Source organism: Aurantimonas sp. 22II-16-19i (assembly GCF_002088275.1).
Classification (GTDB): domain Bacteria; phylum Pseudomonadota; class Alphaproteobacteria; order Rhizobiales; family Rhizobiaceae; genus Jiella.
The window spans coordinates 1-21,578 of sequence record NZ_AQQS01000015.1 but is presented as its reverse complement, the minus strand read 5'-3'; the positions used below and the strand labels follow the sequence as shown (position 1 = coordinate 21,578).

Genomic DNA, 21,578 nt, shown 5'->3' with positions numbered 1-21,578 from the left:
GGTCCGGCCGTTCTCGTCGGGTTCGGATGGGATCGACGCCGGGCCACGATCCGCCGCCATTGTGGCGGCAAGAAGGGGCAGGCCCGGCCGACGCGCGATCCGCAACCGTCGTGTCTTTGCGGCTGTCTCTACACCAGCGGATGGAACCTTACAAATCAGGTGGGAAGCCGGGGGTTTGGTGGTGGCGGTGGCATGAGTCGCGGGGTCGAGGCTCGTCCTTCGAGGGTGCGGCGGCGGCCTACCCCCCTCTGCCCTCCTGAGCGATAGTCGAAGGGCGGGCATCTCCCCCCACAAGCAGGGAGATCGGCTGGCTCGCCGGCCGCACCTCTTTCGTCAGAGGTTTCCGCTTCGGTCAGCCATGTGCGAGACGGCAGCGAGGTCGGCGAGGCGAACCGCACGAACCTGAGGCGGCGCCGATGCAGATCGGATCTCCCCCCTTGAGGGGGAGATGTCCGCCCTTCGACTATGGCTCAGGAGGACAGAGGGGGGCGAACAGGCACGATCCGATCCGAACTCGCGCTCGCAAGCTCAGCGCTTGACTTCCCAGCTGGTCGTCCGCTCGCCCGTCGCGGGGTCCTTGCCGTCCTTCAACTGGATGCCCTGTTCGAGCAATTCGTCGCGGATGCGGTCGGCTTCGGCCCAGTTCTTGTCGCGGATGAGGGCGAGGCGGTTGGCAATCGCGGCTTCGACGTCTGCGGCGTCGACGCTCGCCTCCCCTTCGGCCGCCGCGTCCGCCAGCCGTGACTGAAAGCTGGCGAGATTGATCCCGAGCAGATCGAGCGACGCAACCAGCGCCGCCGGATCGGAGCGGCGAAGGACATGCAGCTCGGCAATGGCGGCGGCACTCGACAGATCATCGAGAAGGGCGGCGACGAAAGCCTCGCTCGGCGCACTTTGCGAACCATCGTTGCCGGCCCGCGCGAAACTTTCGAGGGTTTCCTCCGCCTCCTCCAGCCGCTTCACCGAAAAGTCGATCGGCTCCCTGTAGTGGGTCATCAGCATGGCGAGGCGCAGCACCTCGCCGGGCCATGTCCGGCCGCCGAACCTCTCGGTCTCCAGCAGTTCGCGGATGGTGAAGAAGTTGCCGTCGGACTTCGACATCTTCTTCCCCTCGATCTGGAGGAAGCCGTTGTGCATCCACACCTGCGCCATCGCGGCGCTGCCATGGGCGCAGCGCGACTGGGCGATCTCGTTCTCGTGGTGGGGAAAGATCAGGTCGAGGCCGCCGCCATGGATGTCGAAGGTCTCGCCGAGCAGCGCCTCGGACATCACCGAGCATTCGAGATGCCAGCCGGGGCGGCCGCGGCCCCAGGGCGAGTCCCAGCCGGGCTCGCCCGGGGACGACAGCTTCCACAGGACGAAGTCGCCGGGGTTCCTCTTGTGGCTGTCGACGGCGATGCGGGCGCCGGCCTTCTGGTCCTCCAGCCTGCGGTTGGAGAGCCGGCCGTAGTCGGCCATGGAGGTGACGTCGAACAGCACCTCGCCGCCCGCCTCATAGGCATGGCCCCGCGCGATCAGCGCCTCGACCATCGAGACCATGTCATGGCCGTCGTCGCGGCTGACATAGGCGGTGGCGCGGGGCTCGAAGGTGGGCGCAAGGCAGCCGAGGGCGGCGGCGTCGGCATGGTACTGGGCGCCCGTCGTCTCGGTGACCCGGGCGATCGCCTCGTTCAGCGGCAGGCCGGGAAAGTCCCGCGCGGCCCGGGCGTTGATCTTGTCGTCGACGTCGGTGATGTTGCGGGCATAGACGACCCGGTCGTCGCCATAGAGATGGCGCAGCAGCCGGAAGAGGACGTCGAAGACGATCGCCGGGCGGGCATTGCCGATATGGGCGAAATCGTAGACCGTCGGGCCGCAGACATACATGCGCACCCGCCGCTCGGCCTCCGGCACGGCGCTTCCGGCGCGCCAGTCGAGGGGCCGGAACGGCTCCTTCGTCCGCGTCATGGTGTTGTGGAGCCGAAGCCCGCGATCGCCGTCGTCGCCCGTCATGCCCATCGTCCCGTTCGCCGTTCCATCCCGGCGTCTCATCCGGCGCCCCCATCGCGGCGGTCCTGCCGGCGCCGGTTCGCCCTGATCGTGATCGGGCCGGCATACAGGATGTCGGCGCCAAACGCGATGCGGCGCGCTCCCCGTCGCTGCCGCGTGCCGGGGCCGGGCCGGCCCGCCGGCCGCGATCGCCGGATGACACTCCGGCGACGCTCGTCACGCAACCGTCATCGACGCGGCGCGCGCCGCCCACGATTCGTGTCGGGCCGACATGGTAATTGTCCGGGAGACCGGCCGCGGACGAAATGTCTACGCCAGCCGGAATCGGCGAAAATTCGTGCTCGTTTTCAGGATCTTGGCTGTCGCGCAATCGCCACGCTCCCCATCCCTTGCCGGTCTTCGGCGACGAAGTGCAGGAAGCGTTAGTCATCGTCTTCAAACTGGCGCAATTGACCGATGGAACTCCCCCATCAGATCCAGATGCGAGCACCGACATGACCCAGGACAATCTGCAATTCCGCTCCAGGCGCGAGCGCGAGAACGAGATCGATCTCGTGCGCAATTATCGCGACATCGCCGTTCCGGCCATCGCCGCCGCCAGCCAGGCCGTGCGCGCGGGCAAGCCCAACGCCGCCAAGGCGCGTCCGACCGAGACGCTCATCGCCGCCGAGTGAGACCCGACAGGGCGGCGCCGATGACGGGCGCGGCCATGTCCGGCGCAGCCTCTCGTGGGGCGCCGGAAGACCTGCGGCGTCCCGCCATGACGGCGGGGCGCCGCAGTCGTTGAGAGGGGTGTCTCGTCGGGCGTGACGCCAGACCGTGACGTCTGGGGCATCAGGTCTGGGACATGAGGTCTGGGGCATCAGGCCGGCGACGGGATGACCGCGCGCCGCATAGCAGCCGCCCGCGCTCAATCCATATCCGACAGCGTGAACGCCGCCAGGGGCGGCGCGGCGAGGAGGTCGGCGATATCGCCCGGCCCGTATCCGCGGCAGTCGAGCCAGCGATCGAAATCCTGCGGGGCGATCACCACCGGCAGTCGGTCGACGACGGCGCGGTCGGCTTCTTGCGCCGGCGCGGTCAGGAGCGCCGCCGTGTCGATCTCGCTGCCGTCCGGCGCCAGATAGGTCTCCATCAGCCCGGCTATGGCGAAGACCGGCGCCTCGCCGATGGTCAGCCGCCTGACGCCGCCGGCCTGCCGTCGTTTCGGTGTCGCGGCCGCACGGTCCTGCGCCGGCTCGATGCGACGAAAGATGGCGCTCGCCGGAACCAGGCAGCGGCGATGGCGCAGCGCGCCGCGAAAGGCGGCGTTGTCGTGCACCGTCTCGGCCCTCGCGTTGAACAGCGCCGGCAACTGCTCCTCGCCGCGGAACCAGCCGGGGATCAGGCCCCAGCGCACCAGCAGCGCGGCGCGGCCGGGCCGGAACGCCTCGGCCCTTCCCTCGCTGCCGGCCAGCACCACCATCACCGGCTGCGTCGGCAGGATCAGCGGCCGCGGCGGGAAGGCGTCGATCGCGGCGAGGGCGAAGCGGCTCGCGACATGATCGGGCGAAGCCGTCAGGGCGAAGCGGCCGACCACGGATCAGCCCGCGGTCGCGCAGCGCCGCATCGCCCTGCGCAGCGCGGGGGTCGGCAGCAGGGACGCTGGCAGTGAGACCGTCGGCAGGAGAGGAGCAGAGCGCCATGGACGAACGCAAAAGGCCATTTCTGGGTGTCTCCATCTGTCTGTCGAGCGAGGCGGGCGTGCTTCTCGCCCGGCGGGGCAAGGCCCCCTACCGGGGACTATGGAGCCTGCCGGGCGGCGGCGTCGAGCATGGCGAGACGCTGGAGGCGGCGGCGCGGCGCGAACTTCTCGAGGAGACGGGGCTGGTCCCGGACGACCTCATCTTCGCCACCTTGCACGAAGCGATCGCGGACGGAAGCCACGCCGTCATCGCGGTCTATGCCGGCCGGCTTCCGGCCGACCGGGCGCCGATCGCCGGCGACGATGCCGAGGCGCTGGAAACCGTCGGCCTCGCCGAGATCGAGAGGCGCGAGGCGGCGGGCGAGACGACGGCCGGGCTGAGCCGCGTCGTCGCCGGGTGCCTCGATCGCGAAAGACGGTGCCTCGATCGCGAAGGCGGCTGATTCGCCGGCGCGGCGGGGGCATCCGGCAGTCCGGCGTCCTTTCGCCGCAACGGCCGTTAACCGCGTGGCCGGCTGGCTGTTGCGGCGATGCCCCAGACCGGTAAATAAAGCCCTCCCCTCGCCCGGCGCCCTTGCGACAGGGTTGACGATCGGTGAATTCTCTTTCCATGCAAGCGACACGGTTCATCCTCGCCGCCTTCGCGGCCCTGCTCGTCCTGTGCCTCGCCCCGTCCGGCAAGGCCGTCGCGCAGACGTCGTCCCAGACCGATGCAGCCGGGACCGATGCGGCCGGGACGAAGCCACGGACGAGCGAGGAGGACGCCCAGCCCGAGCGCCCGAGCGATGCGGCCTACATGGCGCCGCTCGGCCGGCTGGCGATGATCCTCGGCTCGATGCACTTCCTGCGCAAGCTCTGCGACGATCCGCAGGCCGACGTCTGGCGCGACAAGATGCAGGAGCTGATCGCGGCGCAGTCGCCGGGCGAGGCGGATCGCAAGCAGCTGATCGCCAGCTTCAACAATGGCTACCGCACCTTCGCGGCGACCTACCGCAGCTGCACCAGCGCCGCCACGATCGCCGTCAATCGGTACCAGAAGGAAGGCGCCGCACTGGCGCGGGAGATCGGTTCAAGGTACGGGAGTTAACGCTTGATTAACGATCGGTGGGGATTCGCGCGATCGGGCGCCCGGGATCATGCTAGCTGTTAACGACTGGTGAAATCGGGGACGAAATTTTTAAGGGGGTCACATGATTGATCTACAGAGCGCCGAACTGGACGAGATGATCCAGGCGGAGAAGAAGCAGGTGGCCCTCGAATACCACAACGAGGCGTGGGCGGACGGGATGTCCGACGGCATCGAGGCCGAGATCCTCGCCGAGACCGCGATCACGACGGCGCTGACCGAGCTGGTGCGGCTGCACGGCGAGGACGACGTGCTGTCGCTGATGGAGGGCCTGCGCAAGCGCCTGGAATTCGGCGAGTTCCGGGCCGACCGGACGATCCAGTAGCCAAGGCCGCGCCGGGGATCGGGGGCGATCCGGCGCATTGGTCGCGCCAGAGCTGAAAATCTGCGGCAGCATCGGCCCTGCCGCCTTGCCAGGCGACCCGGCGACCCCGACATGAGGGCAGAACCTGGCAAAGCGGGACCGATCTCCCGGCGGGTTCGTCAAGGGCCCGCCAGATCATCAGGGACCGGCCGGATCATCAGGGACCGGTGAGAGGGGCGACAGGATGACCGCGGCGGTGTTCGTCGCACTTCAGGGTCGAGACCTCCCCGCGGAGGCACGCAGATGTCGGACCGGGGCCGCCGGTTCGAACCCTTATTCGGCAAGGCAGGTTGGAAGGGGCCCCTCCGCCCGAGCCGATCCGTTTGCAGCAGCAAAGGCAGCCGCATCGATGTGCCGTTCCACGCGCCAGCGCCACAGTCAGTTCCTCCGTCAGATCCAGCGCCAGATCCTCCGCCAGATCCTGAGGTCGGCTCCGGCCGGCCTGTCGCTCCTCCTCGTCGGCAACGCCCTCGCCTTTTCCCAGTTCGAGGGCGAAAACGGCCGCGTCGGGCCGAGCAAGGACGGCATCATCGCAGTCCCCCTGCCGCCGCTTCCCGGCACCCAGCGCGTCGGCCCCGAGCTTCCCCCCGGTTTTGCCAAGCCCTCCGGTTCTCCCAAGAAGGACGCGCCCGAACCCACCGACCGGCACCGCAACGGCGCCGTGCCGGCGAGTGCCGCCGACCGCCACGAGATGGAAGGCACCGACCAGGGCGAGGTGCCGATCCCGCCGGAAGACGAGACCTCCACCGAAAGCCGCGTCCAGAGGCCGGCGAACGGCGAGGCGGACGGCGCCCCGCCACGGCCGGAAGACGCCGCGTCCAGCCCGGCGCGCTACCAGGCCGACCCGGCGGGAGAGCCGCGCGACGGCACCGGTTCGCGGGTCGGCAGGGCGTTCGGCGAGGACTCCGCCGCTTCGCCCGCCGCTCCGGCCCAGCCGCTCGCGGCGGAAATCGGCCATGACGAGCAGACGCTGCCGGCACCGGTTCGCGAGCTGCGGACAAAGCTGATCGAGGCGGCCCGGACCGGCGACATCGAGGCCATCCGGCCGCTGTTCCAGACCGGCGAGGATGCGACGGTCGTCAGCTTCGGCGATCCGCCGGCGGATCCGGTGGCGTTCCTGAAGTCGGCCTCCGGGGACGGCGAGGGAATCGAGATCCTGGCGATCCTCATCGACGTCCTCAGCGCCGGCTACGCGCGGGTCGAGGCAGGCAGCGACGACGAGATCTTCGTCTGGCCCTATTTCACCCAGGTCGACCTGTCCCGGCTGACGAAGCCGCAGCTGGTCGAGCTTTTCAGGATCGTCACGGCCGGCGACTACCAGTCGATGATCGATTTCGGCGCCTACAATTTCTATCGGGTCGGCATCACGCCCGACGGCAAGCTGCAGTTCTTCGTCGCCGGCGACTGATGCCGCCGGCCGAGCGGACCGGCCCGAGGGATTGGCGCTCAGGCGCCACGCGGGCTTCCTGCCGGCCAGCCGATCCGACCACCCGCACGGCGGATCATGTCACGACCGCCTGTTCCGGCATCGACACGCGATGCGCCGCGATGATCCGTGCCCGGCCCGCCCGCTTGGCCCGGTAGAGGGCCGCGTCGGCTTCGGCGATGACGGCATCGACGCTGCGGCCAACGCCTTTCTCGACATGGGTCAGGCCGGCGCTGATCGTGACGCGCCCGACCCTGTCGGGGCGGGCGGCGTGGTCGATCGCCAGGCTTGCCACGGCGGCCAGGAAATCGTTCGCCCGCTCGAGCGCCACCCTCTCCCCGACGCCGCGCATCAGGATCGCGAATTCCTCCCCGCCATAGCGCAGGACGAGGTCCCGGTCCTCCCGTGCCGCACCCGCCAGCGCGCCGCCGATCTCGCGCAGGCAGGCATCCCCCGCCAGATGCCCGTAGCGGTCGTTGTAGGCCTTGAAGTAATCGACATCGACGAGGATGAAGGCGAAGCGCATCCGTCCGGCCCGCGCCTGCGCCAGCCACTCCGGCAGGACCTCGTCGAGGCAGCGGCGATTGCCGAGCCCGGTCAAGGCGTCGGTCATCGAGAGGGCGGCGAAGCCCTGCCGCGCGATCTCCAGTTCCGACGATCGGGTGGTCTCGCGCAGATTGGCGAGATAGGCCTCGCGGTGGCTCTTCTGCATCAGACTGCTGCTGAGCAGGAGGAAGACCGTGGCCAGGAAGAGCTGCATGGAGAGCCCGAGCCGCATCTCGTAGGAGAGCTCGGGCCGGAATGTCACGACGAGCTCGCCGCAGATCCAGCAGAAGGCCGTCAGGGCGATCGCGGCGGGAAACCGCACCTGCAGGACGACGACGCCGAAGACGATGGTCAGCAGGAAGTCGACGAAGCTCAGCGGGCTGTTCACCGCCCGCGTCGCCCAGAAGAGATAGAGAGGCACGGCGCTGGCGGCGATCATCGCGCCGAGGATCAGGCTCTCCCGATTGATGGCCGACAGCCTCGGCAACGCCAGATAGACGATCGCAGCCAGAGCCGTCACGACGAGCCGCAGCACCACCGCCTCGCCCGCGACGTCGGGCATGGTGATGTAGGTCAGGGCGTCGTAGCTGTTGTAGCTGACCACTCCCATGAGGATGGCGGCACGCAGATGGCGGACGCGGGCATCGCGGGATTCGATTTCGTAGCGACGCGCCACGTCGGGCGAAAAGCCGAGAAGCGGCCCCAGCCGCTGCGTCGATTGCGTCGCGTCGGCGTCAATCCAGTTCCAACATGTCTGCCGCCGCCAAAACACCGATTTTCCGCATCCAGAGCCACAATACTTAAGGGATAGCGGATCAGCTCTTACGAATGAGAGAATCATGGGCCATGCTTTGGAAGCATGATGTCGAAACAGTGCCTCAAGACTTTATCTTCGCAAGAATAAATATATACGCCGTACGAAGTTCGAGGATGTGGGGCCGGCTGCAAACTTCCGCTACAGCGCAGCTGCCTTCGAAGCCTCGGGAGCAGATCGCAGGCCGGCGCATCGGCCGCAGCGTTGCCGGGCGCCGGACGGATCGGCGGCGATCCGCCGCAGGCGATCAGGCGAAACGCGCGGCGGCCTTACCGTGCGCGTGCCGCAGCGCGCCGAGATCGACGCCGAGCGGCAGGCCGCCCTCGACCCGCCAGCGACCGGCGACCATGACGCGGTCGGCGCCCTGCGCGCCGCAGAGGACGAGCGCGGCGATCGGATCATGGGCGCCGGAGAACCGCAGATCGTCGAGGGTGAAGAGGGCGAGGTCGGCCTGCGCCCCGACCGCGATGCGGCCGAGCTCCGGCCGGCCGAGGCAGGCCGCCGAGCCGGTGGTCGCGAGCGCGATCGCGTCGCGGGCGGTGAAGGCGGCGGCGGAGCCGAGGTTCAGGCGCTGCACCATCAGGGCGCTGCGCAGCTCCGCGATCATGTTGGAGCCGTCGTTGGAGGCCGATCCGTCGACGCCGAGGCCGACCGGAGCCCCCGCCTCGCCGAGCTCGCGGACCTTGCAGAAGCCGGACGCGAGGATGGCGTTGACGAGGGGCAGTGACAGACGCCGACCTTGTGCCGGCCGAGCTTGCGGCATTCCTCGGTGGTGAAGTGGATGCCATGGGCGAGCCATGTGCGCGGCCCGAGCCAGCCGACCTCCTCCAGATAGTCGAGCGGCCGGCAGCCGAAGGTCGCCTCGCAGAAGCGGTTCTCGTCCTCGGTCTCGCCGAGATGGGTGTGCAGGCGGCAGTCGTGGGTGTCTGCCAGTTCGGCAGTCTCCCGCATCAGGCGTTTGGTGACGGAAAACGGCGAACAGGGCGCGAGCGCGATCTGCACCATCGCGTCCTCGGAGCGGTCGTGGTGGCGGGCGATCAGCCGCTCGCTGTCGGACAAGATCGTGTCGGCGTCCTGGACGACGTGGTCCGGCGGCAGGCCGCCGTCCTTCCGGGACAGGTCCATCGAGCCGCGTGTCAGCGTCACCCGGATCCCGAGCCTTGCCGCCTCCTCGACCTCGATGTCGATGGCGTCGTCGAGGCCTTGCGGGAAGAGGTAGTGATGATCGGCCGCCGTGGTGCAGCCGGACATCAGAAGCTCGGTCAGGGCCAGCCGGGCGGCGATCCTGAGACTGTCCGGATCGAGCCGCCCCCAGATCGGATAGAGGCTCTGGAGCCAGGGGAACAGCTCCTTGTCCATCGCCGCCGGATGGGCGCGGGTGAGCGTCTGGTAGAAGTGATGATGGGTGTTGATCAGCCCCGGCAGGACGACGTGGCGGGAGGCGTCGAAGGTCTCGTCGACGGGCTCCGTCGGCGACGCGCCGGCCGGCACCAGCTCGGCGATGCGCCCGGCCGCAACGACGACGCCGCCATCGGCGCCGTCCGCCAGGATCGCCTGCGGGTTCTTCAGCCAGAGACGGCGCGGGCGGGAGAGGCTCGCCTCGCCCCCGAGACCTGCCTGTGCGGACATCGGCTGTTCTCCTCTTTCGGATGGCCCGACACCTCGTCGATCGGGCTCGTCCCGGTCAGCGTGCCAGATCGGCGAGGTCGAACGCCAGCACGTCGTCGAGGAACGCCACGAAGGCGTCGGCCTGGTGGTCGGCGATGGCCTTGCCGATGGCGGCGGTGGCGAGGCTGGCGTCGCCGACCACACCCTGTTCGTTGAGGTCGCGCGCCATCCAGCCGAAGCCGAGCCGGCCATGGGCGCGCAGATGGGTGTGGCGCTCGGCAAGCCGCGCCTGCAGGCTCTCGAACGTCGCGATCTGGTCGCGCCGCACCAGCTCGGGACGGAAATGCAGCATCAGCGCGGTCTCGACGGCGCCGCCATGGATGCCGTGATCGATCTCGCGCCGGGGCAGCAGGCCCTCCGGATAGCCGAAGCGCAGCCAGGACGAGGTGGCGGCCAGCATCCCCCGCCGCTGGCGCAGCTCCAGCGCCGCGGTGTCCATGACGGAGGAGTTGCCGCCATGGGCGTTGACGATCACGAGGCGCCGGAAGCCGGCATCGGCGAGGCTCTCGCCGATCTCGATCAGCGCCGCGGTCATGGTCTGCCAGCCGAGGCTGATCGTGCCGGCAAAGCCCGCATGCTCGTTCGACTTGCCGATCCGCAGGGTCGGCAGGAACGTCACCGGCCGGTCGTCCGGGAGCCGGCCGATCACCGCCTCGACCATCGCATCGGCGAGATAGGCGTCGGTGCCGAGCGGCAGATGCGGTCCGTGCTGCTCGATCGCCGCGATCGGCAGCACCGCGGCGGCGCCCGCCAGCTCCTGCCCGCAAGCCGCGAGCTCGCTGGTGGTCATCTCCTCGAAGCGACGCCGAACTGCCATGTCTCGCCCAATTCAACCGGTTCCGGGGGCCGCGCGAACACGCAGCCGTTGCCTTCCGGCAATCCCTCGTCACATAACGCCGCAGGCGCCGCGATGATACCTCGCGCCGCGTTTTCCATGAACGCTCTGCAAACTTTACAGACCTTCGCGGCTCGCCCATTCTGCCGCCGGTCCCGGCAACCGAGAGAGATGATGGCCCGAAAGAAGAAGAAGGGAACCGTCACCGGTCAGCTGGTCCTCGCCGCCCGAAGCGCCCGAACCGCCCTGATGCACCAGCTCGGAACGGCCGACATCTATCCCGGGCAGGACAACGTCCTCCTGACGATCGGCAAGAGCGACGGCATCACCCTGCGGGATCTGGCCGAAAAGCTCGCCGTGCGGCCACCGACGGTGACCAAGACGATCAACCGGCTCGTGGCGCAGGGACTGGTCGAAAAGCGCCTGTCGGAGACCGACCTTCGCCAGAGCCGGGCCTTCCTGACGGCGGAGGGCACCGCCCTCGTGGAGAAGGTGCAGCGGGCGCAGAAGGCGCTGGAGCGCCGGGCGCTGGCCGGCTTCACCGACCGCGAGCGCAAGGCCTTCCGCCGCTATCTCATCCGCATCCAGGACAATCTCGCGGAGGACGACGGCAAGCAGCCGGCAGGCGAGGCGCCGTGAGCGGCCCCGCCTGCCGGCGTTTCGATCATCACCCGCGGACCGCGAGCCGCTCGAACGCGTCCGGCGGGCGGCGAAGCCTCAGCCGAGCTGCGACTTCACGAAGTCCTTGACGATCGAGACGATGCCGCGGCCGAGCAGGGCGTCGAGAGCGTCGCAGAACTGGTCGACATGCTCCTCGCCGCAGATCAGCGGCGGCTCGAGGCGGATGACGTTGCGGTTGTATTCGGTGAAGGCGACGAGAACGTCGTAGTCACGCAGCAGCAGCGCCCCGATGAAGCCCGACAGCGAGCCCTTCAGCTTGTCGTCGAGCATCGCCACCATCGGCCGCAGCGCCAAAGGCAGGGTCCGCGAGAAGTCGTGGAATTCGAGGCCGATCATCAGCCCCTGGCCGCGCACGTCCTTGATCAGCGTCGGGTATTTCGCCTGGATCGTCTTCAGCCGCGACAGGAGATAGGCGCCGGTCTCGGCGGAGTTGCCGATCAGGTCCTCGTCATAGAGGACGTTCAGGCCCTCGATGGCGGTGACGCAGGCCTCGCCGATGCCGCCGAAGGTCGCCTGGGCGTGGATCATGGCCGTCTTCGGCGTGCCATAGGCCTTCATGTAGACGCTGCGCCTGGCGATCATCGCGCCGACGGCGGCCTTGCCGGCGCCGAGCGACTTGGCGAGCGCGGTGACGTCCGGCACCACGCCGTGATGCTCGAAGGCGTAGAACTTGCCGGTGCGACCATAGCCGCACTGGACCTCGTCGGCGACCCAGAGGACGTTGTGGCGATCGCAGAGGTCGCGCACGCCCTGCCAGTAGGACGTCGGCGCGCCGATGATGCCGCCGCCGCCCTGCACCGTCTCCAGCACCACGACGCCGATGTCCGAATCGTTCTCGATCGCCCGCTTCAGGGCCTCGAGATCGCCGAAGGGCACCTTCACCCGGTTGTCGACCAGCTTGAACTCGCCCTGATAGAGGGTCGAGTCGGTGATCGAGAGGACGCCCTTGGACTTGCCGTGGAAGGAGTTCTCGGCATGGACGATCTTGCAGTTCCTGCGGCCGGAGGCGCGCTCGGCGACCTTGATCGCCGCTTCCATGGCTTCGGACCCGGTGGAGCCGAGAAACACCATGTCGAGCTCGCCCGGCGAGCAGGCGGCCAGATTCTTGGCCAGCGCCGCGGCGTATTGCGACAGGAAGGCGATGGCGATCTCGTGGCGCTTCTCGTCCTGGAAGCGCTCGCGGGCGGCGATGACGCGGGGATGGTTGTGGCCATGGGCGAGCGAGCCGAAGCCGCCGAAGAAGTCGAGGATCTTCCGGCCGTTCTGGTCGGTGTAGTACATCCCCTCGGCGCGCTCGATCTTCACCTTGTGGAAGCCGAGCAGCTTCATGAAGTGGAACTGGCCGGGATTGATGTGCTCCTTGAACAGATCGGCCATGGTCTCGACGGGCATCGCCTTGGCATCCTCGACGGAGAGGAGCTGAGGCTTGGCGGGGCCGCGGCGGTTCGCGGCCTCAAACGTGGTCACGGGACGATCGAGCATGGTCTTTCCCTTCATTCAGCCGGCTGCGCGTGCGGGGCGACCTTGCCGGATCCCGAAGCGAGCGTGTTGCGATATTCGCTGTAGGCGGCGATCAGCATGTCCTCGTCGCGATATTGCGGCACCCAACCGAGCTGGCGCCCGCCCTTGGAGACGTCGAGAACGCATTCCTCGTCGGCGATGAGATACTGCTCGGGATCCATCAGCGGCATGTTGAGGGCGTCGAGGAGATCGAGCGTCCGCTTCACCGCCCAGCCGGGCGTCGGCACCAGGATCGACTTCGAGCCGGCATGCCTGATCAGGTCGCCGAGCAGCTTCTTGACCGGCGGCGGGTTGAGCGAACCCAGATTGTAGGCCTCGTTCGGAACGCCGGCCTTCCAGGCGAGGCGCGCGGCCTCGGCGCAGTCGAAGACCGAGATGAACTGGTAGGGGTTCTTGCCCGAGCCGATCATCGGGACCGGCAGGTTGTGGTCGATCAGCTTGAACAGCTTCTCCAGGATGCCGAGCCGGCCGGGGCCGATGATCAGGCGGGGGCGGAACAGCGAGATGTTCATGCCCTTCTGGCGCCACTTGGCCGCCAGGATCTCGGTGTCGAGCTTCGACTGACCGTATTCGCCGAGCGGGGCGACCGGGTGATCCTCGGTCATCGGCGTCGTCACCGTGTGGCCGTAGATCATGTCGGTGGTGAAGTGGACGAGGTTCGGCGCGCCGGCCTTGTCCATGGCGTGGATGATGTTCTCGGTGCCGAAATAGTTCACCGGATAGAAGAAGTCGTGGCGCTTGGCCCGCACCTGGATCGGCGAGAGCATCTTGGCCGAGAGGTTGTAGACCATGTCCTCGGGCGCCATCGGCACCGCCGCGACGGCCGCCTTGTCGGTGACGTCGCAATGGACGAAGCGGGCGCCGGCGTAGTGCGCAAGGTCGCTCTTGACGATGTCCGCGACGACGACCTCTTCGCCGTCGGCGACGAGCTTCTTGGCGAGATGGCGTCCGACGAAGCCGTCGCCGCCGAAGATCACGTGTTTCATGACGAAACCTCTAAGGCTTGGTGCGTTCAGGAATTGTGGGTGGCGGTGTCGCTGGTGACCGCATCGACGGCATCGACCGCGGGATCGGCATGGCCCGTCCCGCCGCTCTGGGCGATGAAGAAGGTGCCGCCGCAGATCAGCGCGATGCCGACGATGCGCATGGCGTTGACCTCCTCGCGGAAGACGAAATAGGCGAAGATCGCCACCGCGACGTAGGCCAGCGACAGGAACGGATAGGCGAAGGAGAGATCCACCTTCGACAGGACGTAGAGGTGCGAGGCCATCGAGATCACGAAGGTGCAGAGGCCGAGGAACACCCAGGGGCTGAACACGATCTGCAGGATCTTCAGGATCGGGTTGACCCCGACGAAGCTCAGGGCGCCGAGCTGCATCATGCCGTATTTCAGCATCACCTGCGCCGCCGCATTGGTGAACACGGTGAAGAGAATGAAGGGGATATATTTGGTCATCGGCCTGATCTCTCCGTCGTTCGTCGACAAGGCGCTCGATCTGACGGAAGGTCATAGCGCCTGGACTTCAGCGATGCGTTAAGGCGGCCGCAGCTCAGTGGCGCGCCGCAACTATTGTCTCGGCAATGGTAAAGGAACTGCCGAGGGAACCGGTCGAATTGTCGCCATCCCGTGCGGCCGACATTCCCGACACCGCCGGGGCCGCAGCGGCGGGAAGGCGCATCGCCGTCCGCCGCCAGAAGTCCGACATCATCGCCGGATCGCGCAGGGCCTCGAGCCGCCGCCAGCCGGGAAATCCGGCCGAAAAGGTCTCGGGCGACATGCGCGCGTCCTTGTAGGGATTGACCGCGCCGCCGGCCGCAAGGGTGATCCGGTCGAGCTCGGCGAGAAGCTGCAGGGTCTGATCGCCGCGATGGGGAAAGTCCAGCGTCAGCGTGTAGCCGGGGCGCGGAAAGCTGGTGAGGCCGGGGCTCTGAAGGTCGCCGAAGCGCTTCAGGACCGTCAGGAAGGAGCCCTGCCGATGAGCCTTCGCGCATTCGAGCAGGGCGCGGATGACGGCCTCGGCGCCGGCTTCGGGCACGACGCTCTGATGCTGGTGCAGCCCGCGCGGGCCATAGAGCCGGTTCCAGGCGCCGATGCGGTCGAGCGGATAGAAGAAGCCGGCGAAGGGAACCGTGCGGGTGTGGGTGCCGCGTTTCGCCTTGCGGAAATAGGCCTCGTTGAAGGCCTTCAGGAACGGGCCCGCCAGCGGACTGACCGGCGGGGTGAAGGGAACCGACGCCAGTTGGCCGGAAGCCTCGCCCGACCTGTCGCCGATGTCGTCGCCCGCTTCGGCATGATCGCCGCAGATGAGGTGGCCGCGGCCGAAATTCCGGCCGCCGGCCAGCGAATCGATCCAGGCGACGGCGTATTCGTGGCGGGCGTCGGCCGCCTCGGCGAGGGCGAAATAGTCGGACAGCGTGGCAAAGCGGGTCGTCGTCTCGACGATGGCGAGCGAGTCGACCTTCATCAGCCGGATCGTCGCCCGGCGGATCAGCCCGGTCAGCCCCATGCCGGAGATGGTGGCGGCGAAGAGCTCGGCGTTTTGGGTGGGCGTCAGGGTCAGGACGCCGCGGTCGGAGCGCTCCAGCTCGATGTCCTCGACCCAGCGGCCGAAGGTGCCGCGCCGGTGGTGGTTCTTGCCGTGGATGTCGTTGGCGATCGCCCCGCCGAGGGTGACGAACTGGGTGCCGGGGGTGACGGGCAGGAACCAGCCGTGGCCGGCGACATGGCGGGTGATCTCGGAGAACAGGACGCCGGCATCGGCGGTGAGACGGCCGGTCCGCGGGTCGAAGGCGGTGATCTGCGGCGTCATGCCGTGGCGCCCGTCGAGGAGGACGCCGGCGTCGTTGTGACAGCTGTCGCCATAGGAGCGACCGTTGCCGTAGGGCAGGAAGCCGCCCGGCTCCGGCTGCCGTTCCGGCAGCGCGGGTCCGCCCGAAGGCGCGCGCCAGACAGCGGCCGTCGCCGGCATGGCGCGGCGCTCCGTGGCCTTCAGCCGGCCCCAGCTGTCGTGGCGGTGGGGCCTGGCCTCACGCATAGGCGGCCAGGAGGAACATCACGCCGCCGATGGCGATCATCAGCTGGCTGCGCCAGTCCTGCAGCATGAAGACGACGGGATCGTCGTGCATCTGGCCGCGGCGGGCGAGCACCCAGATCCGCACGACGATGTAGAGGAGGATCGGGCAGAGCGGCCAGACCAGCCAGGGGATGTTGTAGTGGGTGAGGACCTCGGGGCTGTTGATGTAGAGCGCCAGCACCATCACCGCGGCGAAGCCCGACGTCATGCCGGCCTGGGCGAGGGTCTCGAGGTCGGCGTCGACATAGCCGCGGCCGGTCTTGGAACGCTCGGCACCGGTGCCGAAATCCATCAGCTCGGTGTAGCGCTTCACCAGTGCCAGCGACAGGAAGAAGAACAGGGAGAAGGCCAGAAGCCAGAAGGAGACCGAGACGTCGGTCGCGGCGACGCCGGCCATGATGCGGGTGGTGTAGAGCCCGGCCAGCGTCAGGACGTCGATCAGCAGCATCCGCTTGATGAACATCGAATAGGCGGTGGTGGCGACGAGATAGCCGGCCAGGACGCCGAAGAACGGCAAGGGCAGCATCAGCCCGAGCAGCAGCGAGGCGGCGAACAGTCCGCCCGCCAGCTTGAGGCCGTCCGGGATCTGCAGCCTGCCGCTGGCGAAGGGGCGGTTGCGCTTGGTCTTGTGCCTGCGATCGGCGGTGAGGTCGACGAGATCGTTGAGGATGTAGACGGCCGAGGCGGCAAAGGAGAAGGCGAAGAAGGCGATCAGCGCCGCGGCCACCATCGAGAGGTTGAAGAACTCGTGGGTGAGGACGACGGGCACGAAGACGAGGATGTTCTTGGCCCATTGATGCGGCCGCATCGCCTTCAGCGCGGCCCGTACCGGACTTCCCCCCGCCTCGATCAGCTCCGCGCCGCTGCTCTCTTGCCAGCGCCGCGCTGCCCGGTCGGGGGCGACGACGGTCGCCTCGGCGGCGGCCTGGAGCAGGCAGAGGTCCTCGTGGGAATTGCCGAAATAGTCGAAGCCGTCGACGCCGCAGCCGGCGGTGATCCGCTTGAGCTTGCGCTCGGAGGTGAGGTTGACGGCGTCGCAGGAGGCCATCACCTCGTCGAACAGCCCGAGATGATCGGCGACGGCGTGAGCCAGGCGTTCGTTGGCGCCGGTCGCCAGCACGATCCGCCGGCCGCTCGCCCGCGCCGCGCGCAGCGCTTCCAGCACTTCCTCGCGATAGGGCAGGAGCGCCGGGTCGAAATCGATGCCCGTGGCGAGCTCCGCCTTCAGCCGCGCCTTGCCCGCCGCCAGCCAACCGGGCAGGCCGAGGAGCCGGGCCGGCGACTGGCGGGCGTTGAGAAAGAGCGTCTCCCACAACAGATCGCTCCGGATGAGCGTCCCGTCGAGATCGACGAAGATCGGGCGGTCTGTCTGACCTACGCAGGCGTCCAACGAACTGTCTCCCACAGGATCCGGCGGGTTTTACCCCCATCGCCGGGCCATTCTGGGCGCTTACGGTTTCGAGGCCGTTGCCAAGCCATCCGATCGGCGGCCGGCGGCCTGACCTATCGGAAGACTTGGCAAACGAAGGGTGAAAGCCGAGGCGTCGATTCGCCGGACAGATGCGCAGAAGCCGGCGGCGGGCGGCAAGCCCCGAGGCAAGGCTCGACGGCGAGAGCGCCGTCGGTCGGGTGTCAAGGCGGGGTCCGGCCGCTCCCCGCTCCCCCGTCGCCGTTGCCGTCGCCGTTGCCCCGGCGCGAGCGTCGCCAGCGGGCATAGCGCACTTCCATGCGCCGTCGCCGCCGGCGCACCAGGGGCGAATCGACCGACAGGACCAGGAGGCCGACGGGAATCATCCAGAAGCCGAGGATCGGCAGAAAGCCGAGACTGCCGCCGGCCATCATGGCGACGCCGAGGACGATCCGCCCGCGCCGCGAGCCGGGCAGCGGAAATTCCCGCCCGAAGAGCTTCAGCTTCGCCGGGCGGCCCGAATCGGCATCCTCGGAGAAGGCGCCGTCCTCGTGCGCTTCGCGCGGCTCGCTCCGGTCGCCCGGATGCGCGGCCCGCCCCGCCTCGCCAGCCCCTGCGTTGCCGGGCCCTGCTCCGTCCGTCCCGGCGCCGTCCGTCCTCGCCCCGCCCGTCCTTGCCCCGATGGCCGGCGCGCCCGGCGCCGGGCCGCGGTCCCCGGCGGTGCGGCGGCTCGGGGTGCCGGCTGCGCCGAAGGGCGCCTTGCCGGCGCGGCCGGCATCGTCGGGGGTCGGGGCCATTCGTCGTCTCCACGTGATCGTCGGCGCTCGAAGCGGCAGATGGGAGAGCCGCCACACGATCGCAACGCCGGTGCGGCCGCCGGCGTTTCCAGCCCTCACGGGATCAATTCGCTGGGAATTCGGTTTTTTGCTCACAAGTGCTTGGCAAAAGGGCAAGGGCTTTGCTATAGGCCTCGCCAGCGCGGTGAAGCGCATTCCCCGGTAGCTCAGTGGTAGAGCACTCGACTGTTAATCGATCGGTCGCTGGTTCGAATCCGGCCCGGGGAGCCAGTTTTAGGAGTTAAGGGCTTGAAACTATGACAGTTTTGAGCCCTTTCTCTTTTCCAATCACACTTTTGTTCATAACGAGCCCACTCCTACTTTGGGTTTGTGCGCGGCAATGTTCGGCCTTAGATTGATGCCGTTGCAGTTAGGAGGGTCGAAATGGCAAATCACGAATTGCAGGTGGGTGAGACTGTCAGACTAAAGTCTGGGGGTCCCTTAATGACGATTGAATCAATCGAGGAATCTGAAAAGATCGCATCCTGCATCTGGTTTGAAGATAAGAAATCGCATGATATGCGGCGCGCAAACTTTCCTATTGCGGTTCTGACCAAAGATGACGGCGGTGGCCCCAGTCTGTTTGTCGTCTAGGTTTCACAATCGTACCGTCGACGATCCAGCGCCCACCTTCGCGATGCGCGGCGATGCTCCTCCCGCAAGCATTCGGCACACCGTAGCGAGTCCCGGCGCCTGACGCCCGGTATCGGCCCGCCGCAGTCGATGCAGCGAATGGCGCTTATGGGGCCTTTCACCCGAAGAGTGCGCGCCGCCGTTCGGCATGGGACGCAGCAATATTTCGTGTCAGCCTTCTTCGCGTTCCGTATCGACTCGCCGCAGTGCTGGCATTGGAGCCGTGCCAGTGCCTCGCGCCGGATCTGCTTCCCGAAGGCCGCGATTGATTGGTGACGGCACTTTGTCGAGCAATACTTCTGAATGATCGATTTCGGGTCGAACTCATTGCCGCACCAGGCGCATTCCTCGTCAGGAAGATCGTCGAGCCGCATTGCTGCCCCTTCGGTCAATCACGGTGCATTCGTATCGGCAGAACCGCTGTTCCGTCCGCTTCGGCTTGAACATCAGGCCGCAAGCCCCGCACGGCCGATCCGGCTGCCGCGCGACCCAGGCCGCTTTGTTTGCCTTCCACGCCGCGTAGGATTCCTCGTCCCATCGCTGCCGTTGGCGGTCCATCTTGGCCGCACGGGCGCAAACGTCGCTACACCAAAGCCGATGCCCGTCAGGAAGTAGCCTATTGCAACGGGCGCACCTCTCGCGCGGCACCGGCAACGCTCCGGGCTGGGTCCATTCCGGTTGCCCTTGCTCCCAAGTCGGCCGCTTCGCGCCGACGATGTTCAGCGCCCCCCGAACGATCTCGTCAGCGACCTTGTCCGCTTCTTTCCATGGCCAGCCCTGAAGACAGAGGCGAGCGCGCAAACCGGCCCGACATGGTCCCTCGACTGAGAAGGGCGTCGGCTCCGCCTCGCGCATGATCTCGGCGATTCGATCCGTGATGAGACGCTGCCGATCGTGCTTCAGTCGGCGCGGTGCGGCCTTCACCTTCGCCGGCTTCGGCGTCCATGGGACACGTGCCAGCATAATCAGGCCGCCTTGTCGCTGTCGCCCCAGTTCACCATGGTCAGCGCCGTGTTAAGATCGCCGGGCGCCAAGCCCGCCTCCTTCGCCTTCGCCAGAGCCTCGACGATGGTCGAGAGCGCGCGAGCCCGCCCGCCGACATCGAAGGCTTGCACCGGCCGGAGGAGATCGACCATGACGGCGCTGCCGAGCTTGTTCGTGGCTTCCTCGGCGAGAAGCATCGCGATCGGCTGGAGCGTCCAGCTCGCAAGATGCCGCTGCGCTTCCCTGACAAGCGGTCCCTGCGCATTTCCCGTGAAGAGGGCCGGGAGCACGCCGAAGGCGCTACAAATTGCGTCACGGCTCGCCTGAAGCGTTTCTCCGGCAAGCGAGCGGGAAAGGTCGGGAGACACATCTTGCGGCCTCCAGTCCTGCGCCGGAGCCGGGCCACCGGCTGCGGTGACGTTGACGCTCTCGCGCAATAGGACACGACCTCGCCGGCCGCGAAAACCTCGGCCTAGCTTTTCGAGGTCGGTATCCTGGCTTTCCGGAAACGGGACGATTTGCGAGCCGAGCGGCGCGTTTTCATAGACCTCGGCGAGCGCGGTCTCGATCGCGTTCAACAGCCCCGCCGTCAGGCTCGCCCGCTTCAATGGCGCGGTGCCGTAATAGGGTGCCACCGGATCGCATCCGATGCGGAGGTGAAGCACCTCGCCGGCAAGAGCCGTCAAGCTTCTCCCGCCGCCGGCTTCAGAGACCGAAAGACGATAGGCGGTTGGCTTGCCGTTGCGTGTCCGCAAATCCCAATCTGCGCACGGGATCAATCCGGCATCGTTGATCAGGAAGACGATCTCGCCGCGAAGCGCCATAGATCGGCCAATGAGCGCAAGCGAGGCCCGGTCAAGAATATCTGTTCCCGAGACATCGCCGAGGGCGAAGGCCCCTTCCCACATCGATATGCAGGCTTGCGCCGTTGCCGTCAGTTCGGCGATGCCGCGCCGACCAGAAACATACGCCTCGCGCGCTGCCATGATTTCGGCGGTAAAGCCGGATGCCGCCGAGCGTGTTTCCTGCTTGTCGCGCTTGAAGAGCCATCCGAGCATCACACCCTCCGGTAAGTGCGGAGCAAGTCGCCCGCTCCGCTGTTTTGAATGGCCTCGGCGAGCCATGACGCCGATCGTCGATGCGTGAGGGAGATTGAGCCGGCTGTGATGCCTTCGGTTGTGGCACCAGCCTTGCCGGGCTTCGACGCCATGTATTCAGCAAGGCGTCGGAAGGCTTCGGAGACGGCAGCAGGAACGTCACCCCCGCCGGCCGTGCCAGTGAAGCGGTACGGGCCGCAGCCCGGCAAGCAATAGCCGCCGAGCGGCGACGGCGAGAGCATCACGGTTTCCCATGTCTCGCCGTTCCAGATTTCGACACTGGCGATCGTCGCGGGCGTGAGCGGGGGTTTCCAGCCACCCGGCCCCTCAATGATCCACACGACATCCCGAGCGCTCCAGCGATGCGCCACATAAGCCTCGATCCGCTGCCAGATCATCGACGGGTCGAGCGCCGCCGCAGCGGTTGAGAGCCCAGCCGGCGCCTGTGGATAACCCTCCGGAATAGCTTCGGCTTGTTCGATGGTTTCGGCCACGTCAGAGCCTCCAGCGATTGAGGTGGAAAGTCTTGCGGACCGGGACGATTTCCGGCGTCGGCTGCCAGTTCCGTTCCTCGACTCCCGCCTCGTCATAGGCGGGTCGTGTCACGATCGAGAGTTCGAAAAGAATGGCCTGGAGGATCGTTCGAATGATCGCCCTGCCGAGGCGAGGATCTTCCTCCTCGATCATCTCGGCTTGTTCCGGTGGCACCGCAGCCGGTGGCGGAATGCGGAAACCCGGCGAGAGACCGACAGCAAGGCCGGAGCCGATCAGCGCGAACATATCCTTGGCATAGGAAGTCTCGGCGACCTCCGGGACGATCTCGGCGTCGAGCGTAAGAGCCTCTAGTGGTTTGACTCCAACGCTTGGAACCCGCGATTTCTAGCAGCAATGA

Annotated in this window: 20 protein-coding genes, 1 tRNA gene and 1 pseudogene; 8 read left to right on the top strand and 14 right to left on the bottom strand. The window is 67.6% G+C overall.

Going from position 1 to position 21,578, the window contains the following annotated elements:
• Positions 1-528: 528 nt before the first annotated feature.
• Positions 529-1,992 carry a cysteine--tRNA ligase gene (gene cysS, locus ATO4_RS13345; RefSeq protein ID WP_083592097.1) on the bottom strand — a complete coding sequence of 488 codons (1,464 nt, stop codon included), beginning with the start codon at positions 1,990-1,992 and terminating at the stop codon, positions 529-531.
• Between the two features lie 302 nt (positions 1,993-2,294).
• Here cysS and ATO4_RS27120 point away from each other — a divergent pair, with 302 nt between their 5' ends.
• Positions 2,295-2,663 carry a hypothetical protein gene (locus ATO4_RS27120; RefSeq protein ID WP_139802427.1) on the top strand — a complete coding sequence of 123 codons (369 nt, stop codon included), beginning with the start codon at positions 2,295-2,297 and terminating at the stop codon, positions 2,661-2,663.
• A 236-nt stretch (positions 2,664-2,899) separates the two neighbouring features.
• On the opposite strand, the gene ATO4_RS13335 is transcribed toward ATO4_RS27120, so the two are convergent.
• Complete coding sequence (locus tag ATO4_RS13335; RefSeq protein WP_083592023.1) at positions 2,900-3,568, bottom strand: SOS response-associated peptidase; 669 nt, start codon at positions 3,566-3,568, stop codon at positions 2,900-2,902.
• Between the two features lie 104 nt (positions 3,569-3,672).
• Here ATO4_RS13335 and ATO4_RS13330 point away from each other — a divergent pair, with 104 nt between their 5' ends.
• From ATO4_RS13330 to ATO4_RS13315, 4 genes are all read left to right on the top strand, one after another.
• A complete protein-coding gene (locus tag ATO4_RS13330) occupies positions 3,673-4,116 on the top strand; it encodes an NUDIX domain-containing protein (RefSeq protein WP_083592022.1) in 444 nt (147 codons plus the stop codon).
• Between the two features lie 167 nt (positions 4,117-4,283).
• Positions 4,284-4,760: a TIGR02301 family protein gene (locus tag ATO4_RS13325; protein ID WP_083592021.1), complete on the top strand. Its 477-nt coding sequence runs from the start codon at positions 4,284-4,286 to the stop codon at positions 4,758-4,760.
• 103 nt (positions 4,761-4,863) lie between these two features.
• On the top strand, positions 4,864-5,124 hold the full coding sequence (locus ATO4_RS13320; protein ID WP_083592020.1) for a hypothetical protein: 261 nt from the start codon (positions 4,864-4,866) through the stop codon (positions 5,122-5,124).
• A 388-nt stretch (positions 5,125-5,512) separates the two neighbouring features.
• Positions 5,513-6,571: a hypothetical protein gene (locus ATO4_RS13315; RefSeq protein ID WP_083592019.1), complete on the top strand. Its 1,059-nt coding sequence runs from the start codon at positions 5,513-5,515 to the stop codon at positions 6,569-6,571.
• A 94-nt stretch (positions 6,572-6,665) separates the two neighbouring features.
• Here ATO4_RS13315 and ATO4_RS13310 read toward each other — a convergent pair whose 3' ends face one another.
• The 3 genes and pseudogenes from ATO4_RS13310 to ATO4_RS13300 all read right to left on the bottom strand — a co-directional run bounded on the left by ATO4_RS13310 (position 6,666) and on the right by ATO4_RS13300 (position 10,434).
• Complete coding sequence (locus tag ATO4_RS13310; RefSeq protein WP_176222979.1) at positions 6,666-7,907, bottom strand: GGDEF domain-containing protein; 1,242 nt, start codon at positions 7,905-7,907, stop codon at positions 6,666-6,668.
• A gap of 289 nt (positions 7,908-8,196) precedes the next feature.
• A pseudogene (locus tag ATO4_RS13305) lies at positions 8,197-9,578 on the bottom strand (8-oxoguanine deaminase).
• Positions 9,579-9,633: 55 nt separating this feature from the next.
• Entirely contained in the window at positions 9,634-10,434 is an 801-nt protein-coding gene (locus tag ATO4_RS13300) for a creatininase family protein (RefSeq protein ID WP_083592017.1), read from the bottom strand.
• Positions 10,435-10,626: 192 nt separating this feature from the next.
• On the opposite strand from ATO4_RS13300, the gene ATO4_RS13295 reads away from it, so the two are divergent.
• Positions 10,627-11,091 carry a MarR family transcriptional regulator gene (locus tag ATO4_RS13295; RefSeq protein WP_139802426.1) on the top strand — a complete coding sequence of 155 codons (465 nt, stop codon included), beginning with the start codon at positions 10,627-10,629 and terminating at the stop codon, positions 11,089-11,091.
• A 78-nt stretch (positions 11,092-11,169) separates the two neighbouring features.
• On the opposite strand, the gene ATO4_RS13290 is transcribed toward ATO4_RS13295, so the two are convergent.
• The 6 genes from ATO4_RS13290 to ATO4_RS13265 all read right to left on the bottom strand — a co-directional run bounded on the left by ATO4_RS13290 (position 11,170) and on the right by ATO4_RS13265 (position 17,639).
• Positions 11,170-12,615: an aspartate aminotransferase family protein gene (locus ATO4_RS13290; protein ID WP_176222978.1), complete on the bottom strand. Its 1,446-nt coding sequence runs from the start codon at positions 12,613-12,615 to the stop codon at positions 11,170-11,172.
• An 11-nt stretch (positions 12,616-12,626) separates the two neighbouring features.
• Positions 12,627-13,640, bottom strand: coding sequence for an NAD(P)-dependent oxidoreductase (locus tag ATO4_RS13285; RefSeq protein ID WP_083592014.1), 1,014 nt, complete (start codon positions 13,638-13,640; stop codon positions 12,627-12,629).
• Positions 13,641-13,666: 26 nt separating this feature from the next.
• Positions 13,667-14,110, bottom strand: a complete 444-nt coding sequence (locus ATO4_RS13280) for an EamA family transporter (RefSeq protein ID WP_083592096.1) — start codon at positions 14,108-14,110, stop codon at positions 13,667-13,669.
• 94 nt (positions 14,111-14,204) lie between these two features.
• Positions 14,205-15,623, bottom strand: a complete 1,419-nt coding sequence (locus ATO4_RS13275) for an FAD-binding oxidoreductase (protein ID WP_245308739.1) — start codon at positions 15,621-15,623, stop codon at positions 14,205-14,207.
• 58 nt (positions 15,624-15,681) lie between these two features.
• Positions 15,682-17,118, bottom strand: coding sequence for a UbiA family prenyltransferase (locus ATO4_RS13270; RefSeq protein ID WP_083592012.1), 1,437 nt, complete (start codon positions 17,116-17,118; stop codon positions 15,682-15,684).
• A 242-nt stretch (positions 17,119-17,360) separates the two neighbouring features.
• Complete coding sequence (locus tag ATO4_RS13265) at positions 17,361-17,639, bottom strand: hypothetical protein (RefSeq protein ID WP_083592095.1); 279 nt, start codon at positions 17,637-17,639, stop codon at positions 17,361-17,363.
• A 489-nt stretch (positions 17,640-18,128) separates the two neighbouring features.
• On the opposite strand from ATO4_RS13265, the gene ATO4_RS13260 reads away from it, so the two are divergent.
• Both ATO4_RS13260 and ATO4_RS13255 read left to right on the top strand, forming a co-directional pair.
• Positions 18,129-18,203: transfer RNA gene (locus ATO4_RS13260), tRNA-Asn, on the top strand.
• 153 nt (positions 18,204-18,356) lie between these two features.
• Positions 18,357-18,566, top strand: coding sequence for a DUF2158 domain-containing protein (locus ATO4_RS13255; protein WP_083592011.1), 210 nt, complete (start codon positions 18,357-18,359; stop codon positions 18,564-18,566).
• Positions 18,567-19,570: 1,004 nt separating this feature from the next.
• On the opposite strand, the gene ATO4_RS13250 is transcribed toward ATO4_RS13255, so the two are convergent.
• From ATO4_RS13250 to ATO4_RS13240, 3 genes are read right to left on the bottom strand one after another with little or no spacing between them, the layout of a single operon-like run.
• On the bottom strand, positions 19,571-20,647 hold the full coding sequence (locus ATO4_RS13250) for a phage portal protein (RefSeq protein WP_083592010.1): 1,077 nt from the start codon (positions 20,645-20,647) through the stop codon (positions 19,571-19,573).
• A complete protein-coding gene (locus ATO4_RS13245; RefSeq protein WP_083592009.1) occupies positions 20,647-21,180 on the bottom strand; it encodes a hypothetical protein in 534 nt (177 codons plus the stop codon). The genes ATO4_RS13250 and ATO4_RS13245 overlap by 1 nt, the downstream gene beginning before the upstream one ends.
• 1 nt (position 21,181) lies before the next feature.
• Positions 21,182-21,505, bottom strand: coding sequence for an HK97 family phage prohead protease (locus ATO4_RS13240; protein ID WP_139802425.1), 324 nt, complete (start codon positions 21,503-21,505; stop codon positions 21,182-21,184).
• Positions 21,506-21,578 lie beyond the last annotated feature (73 nt).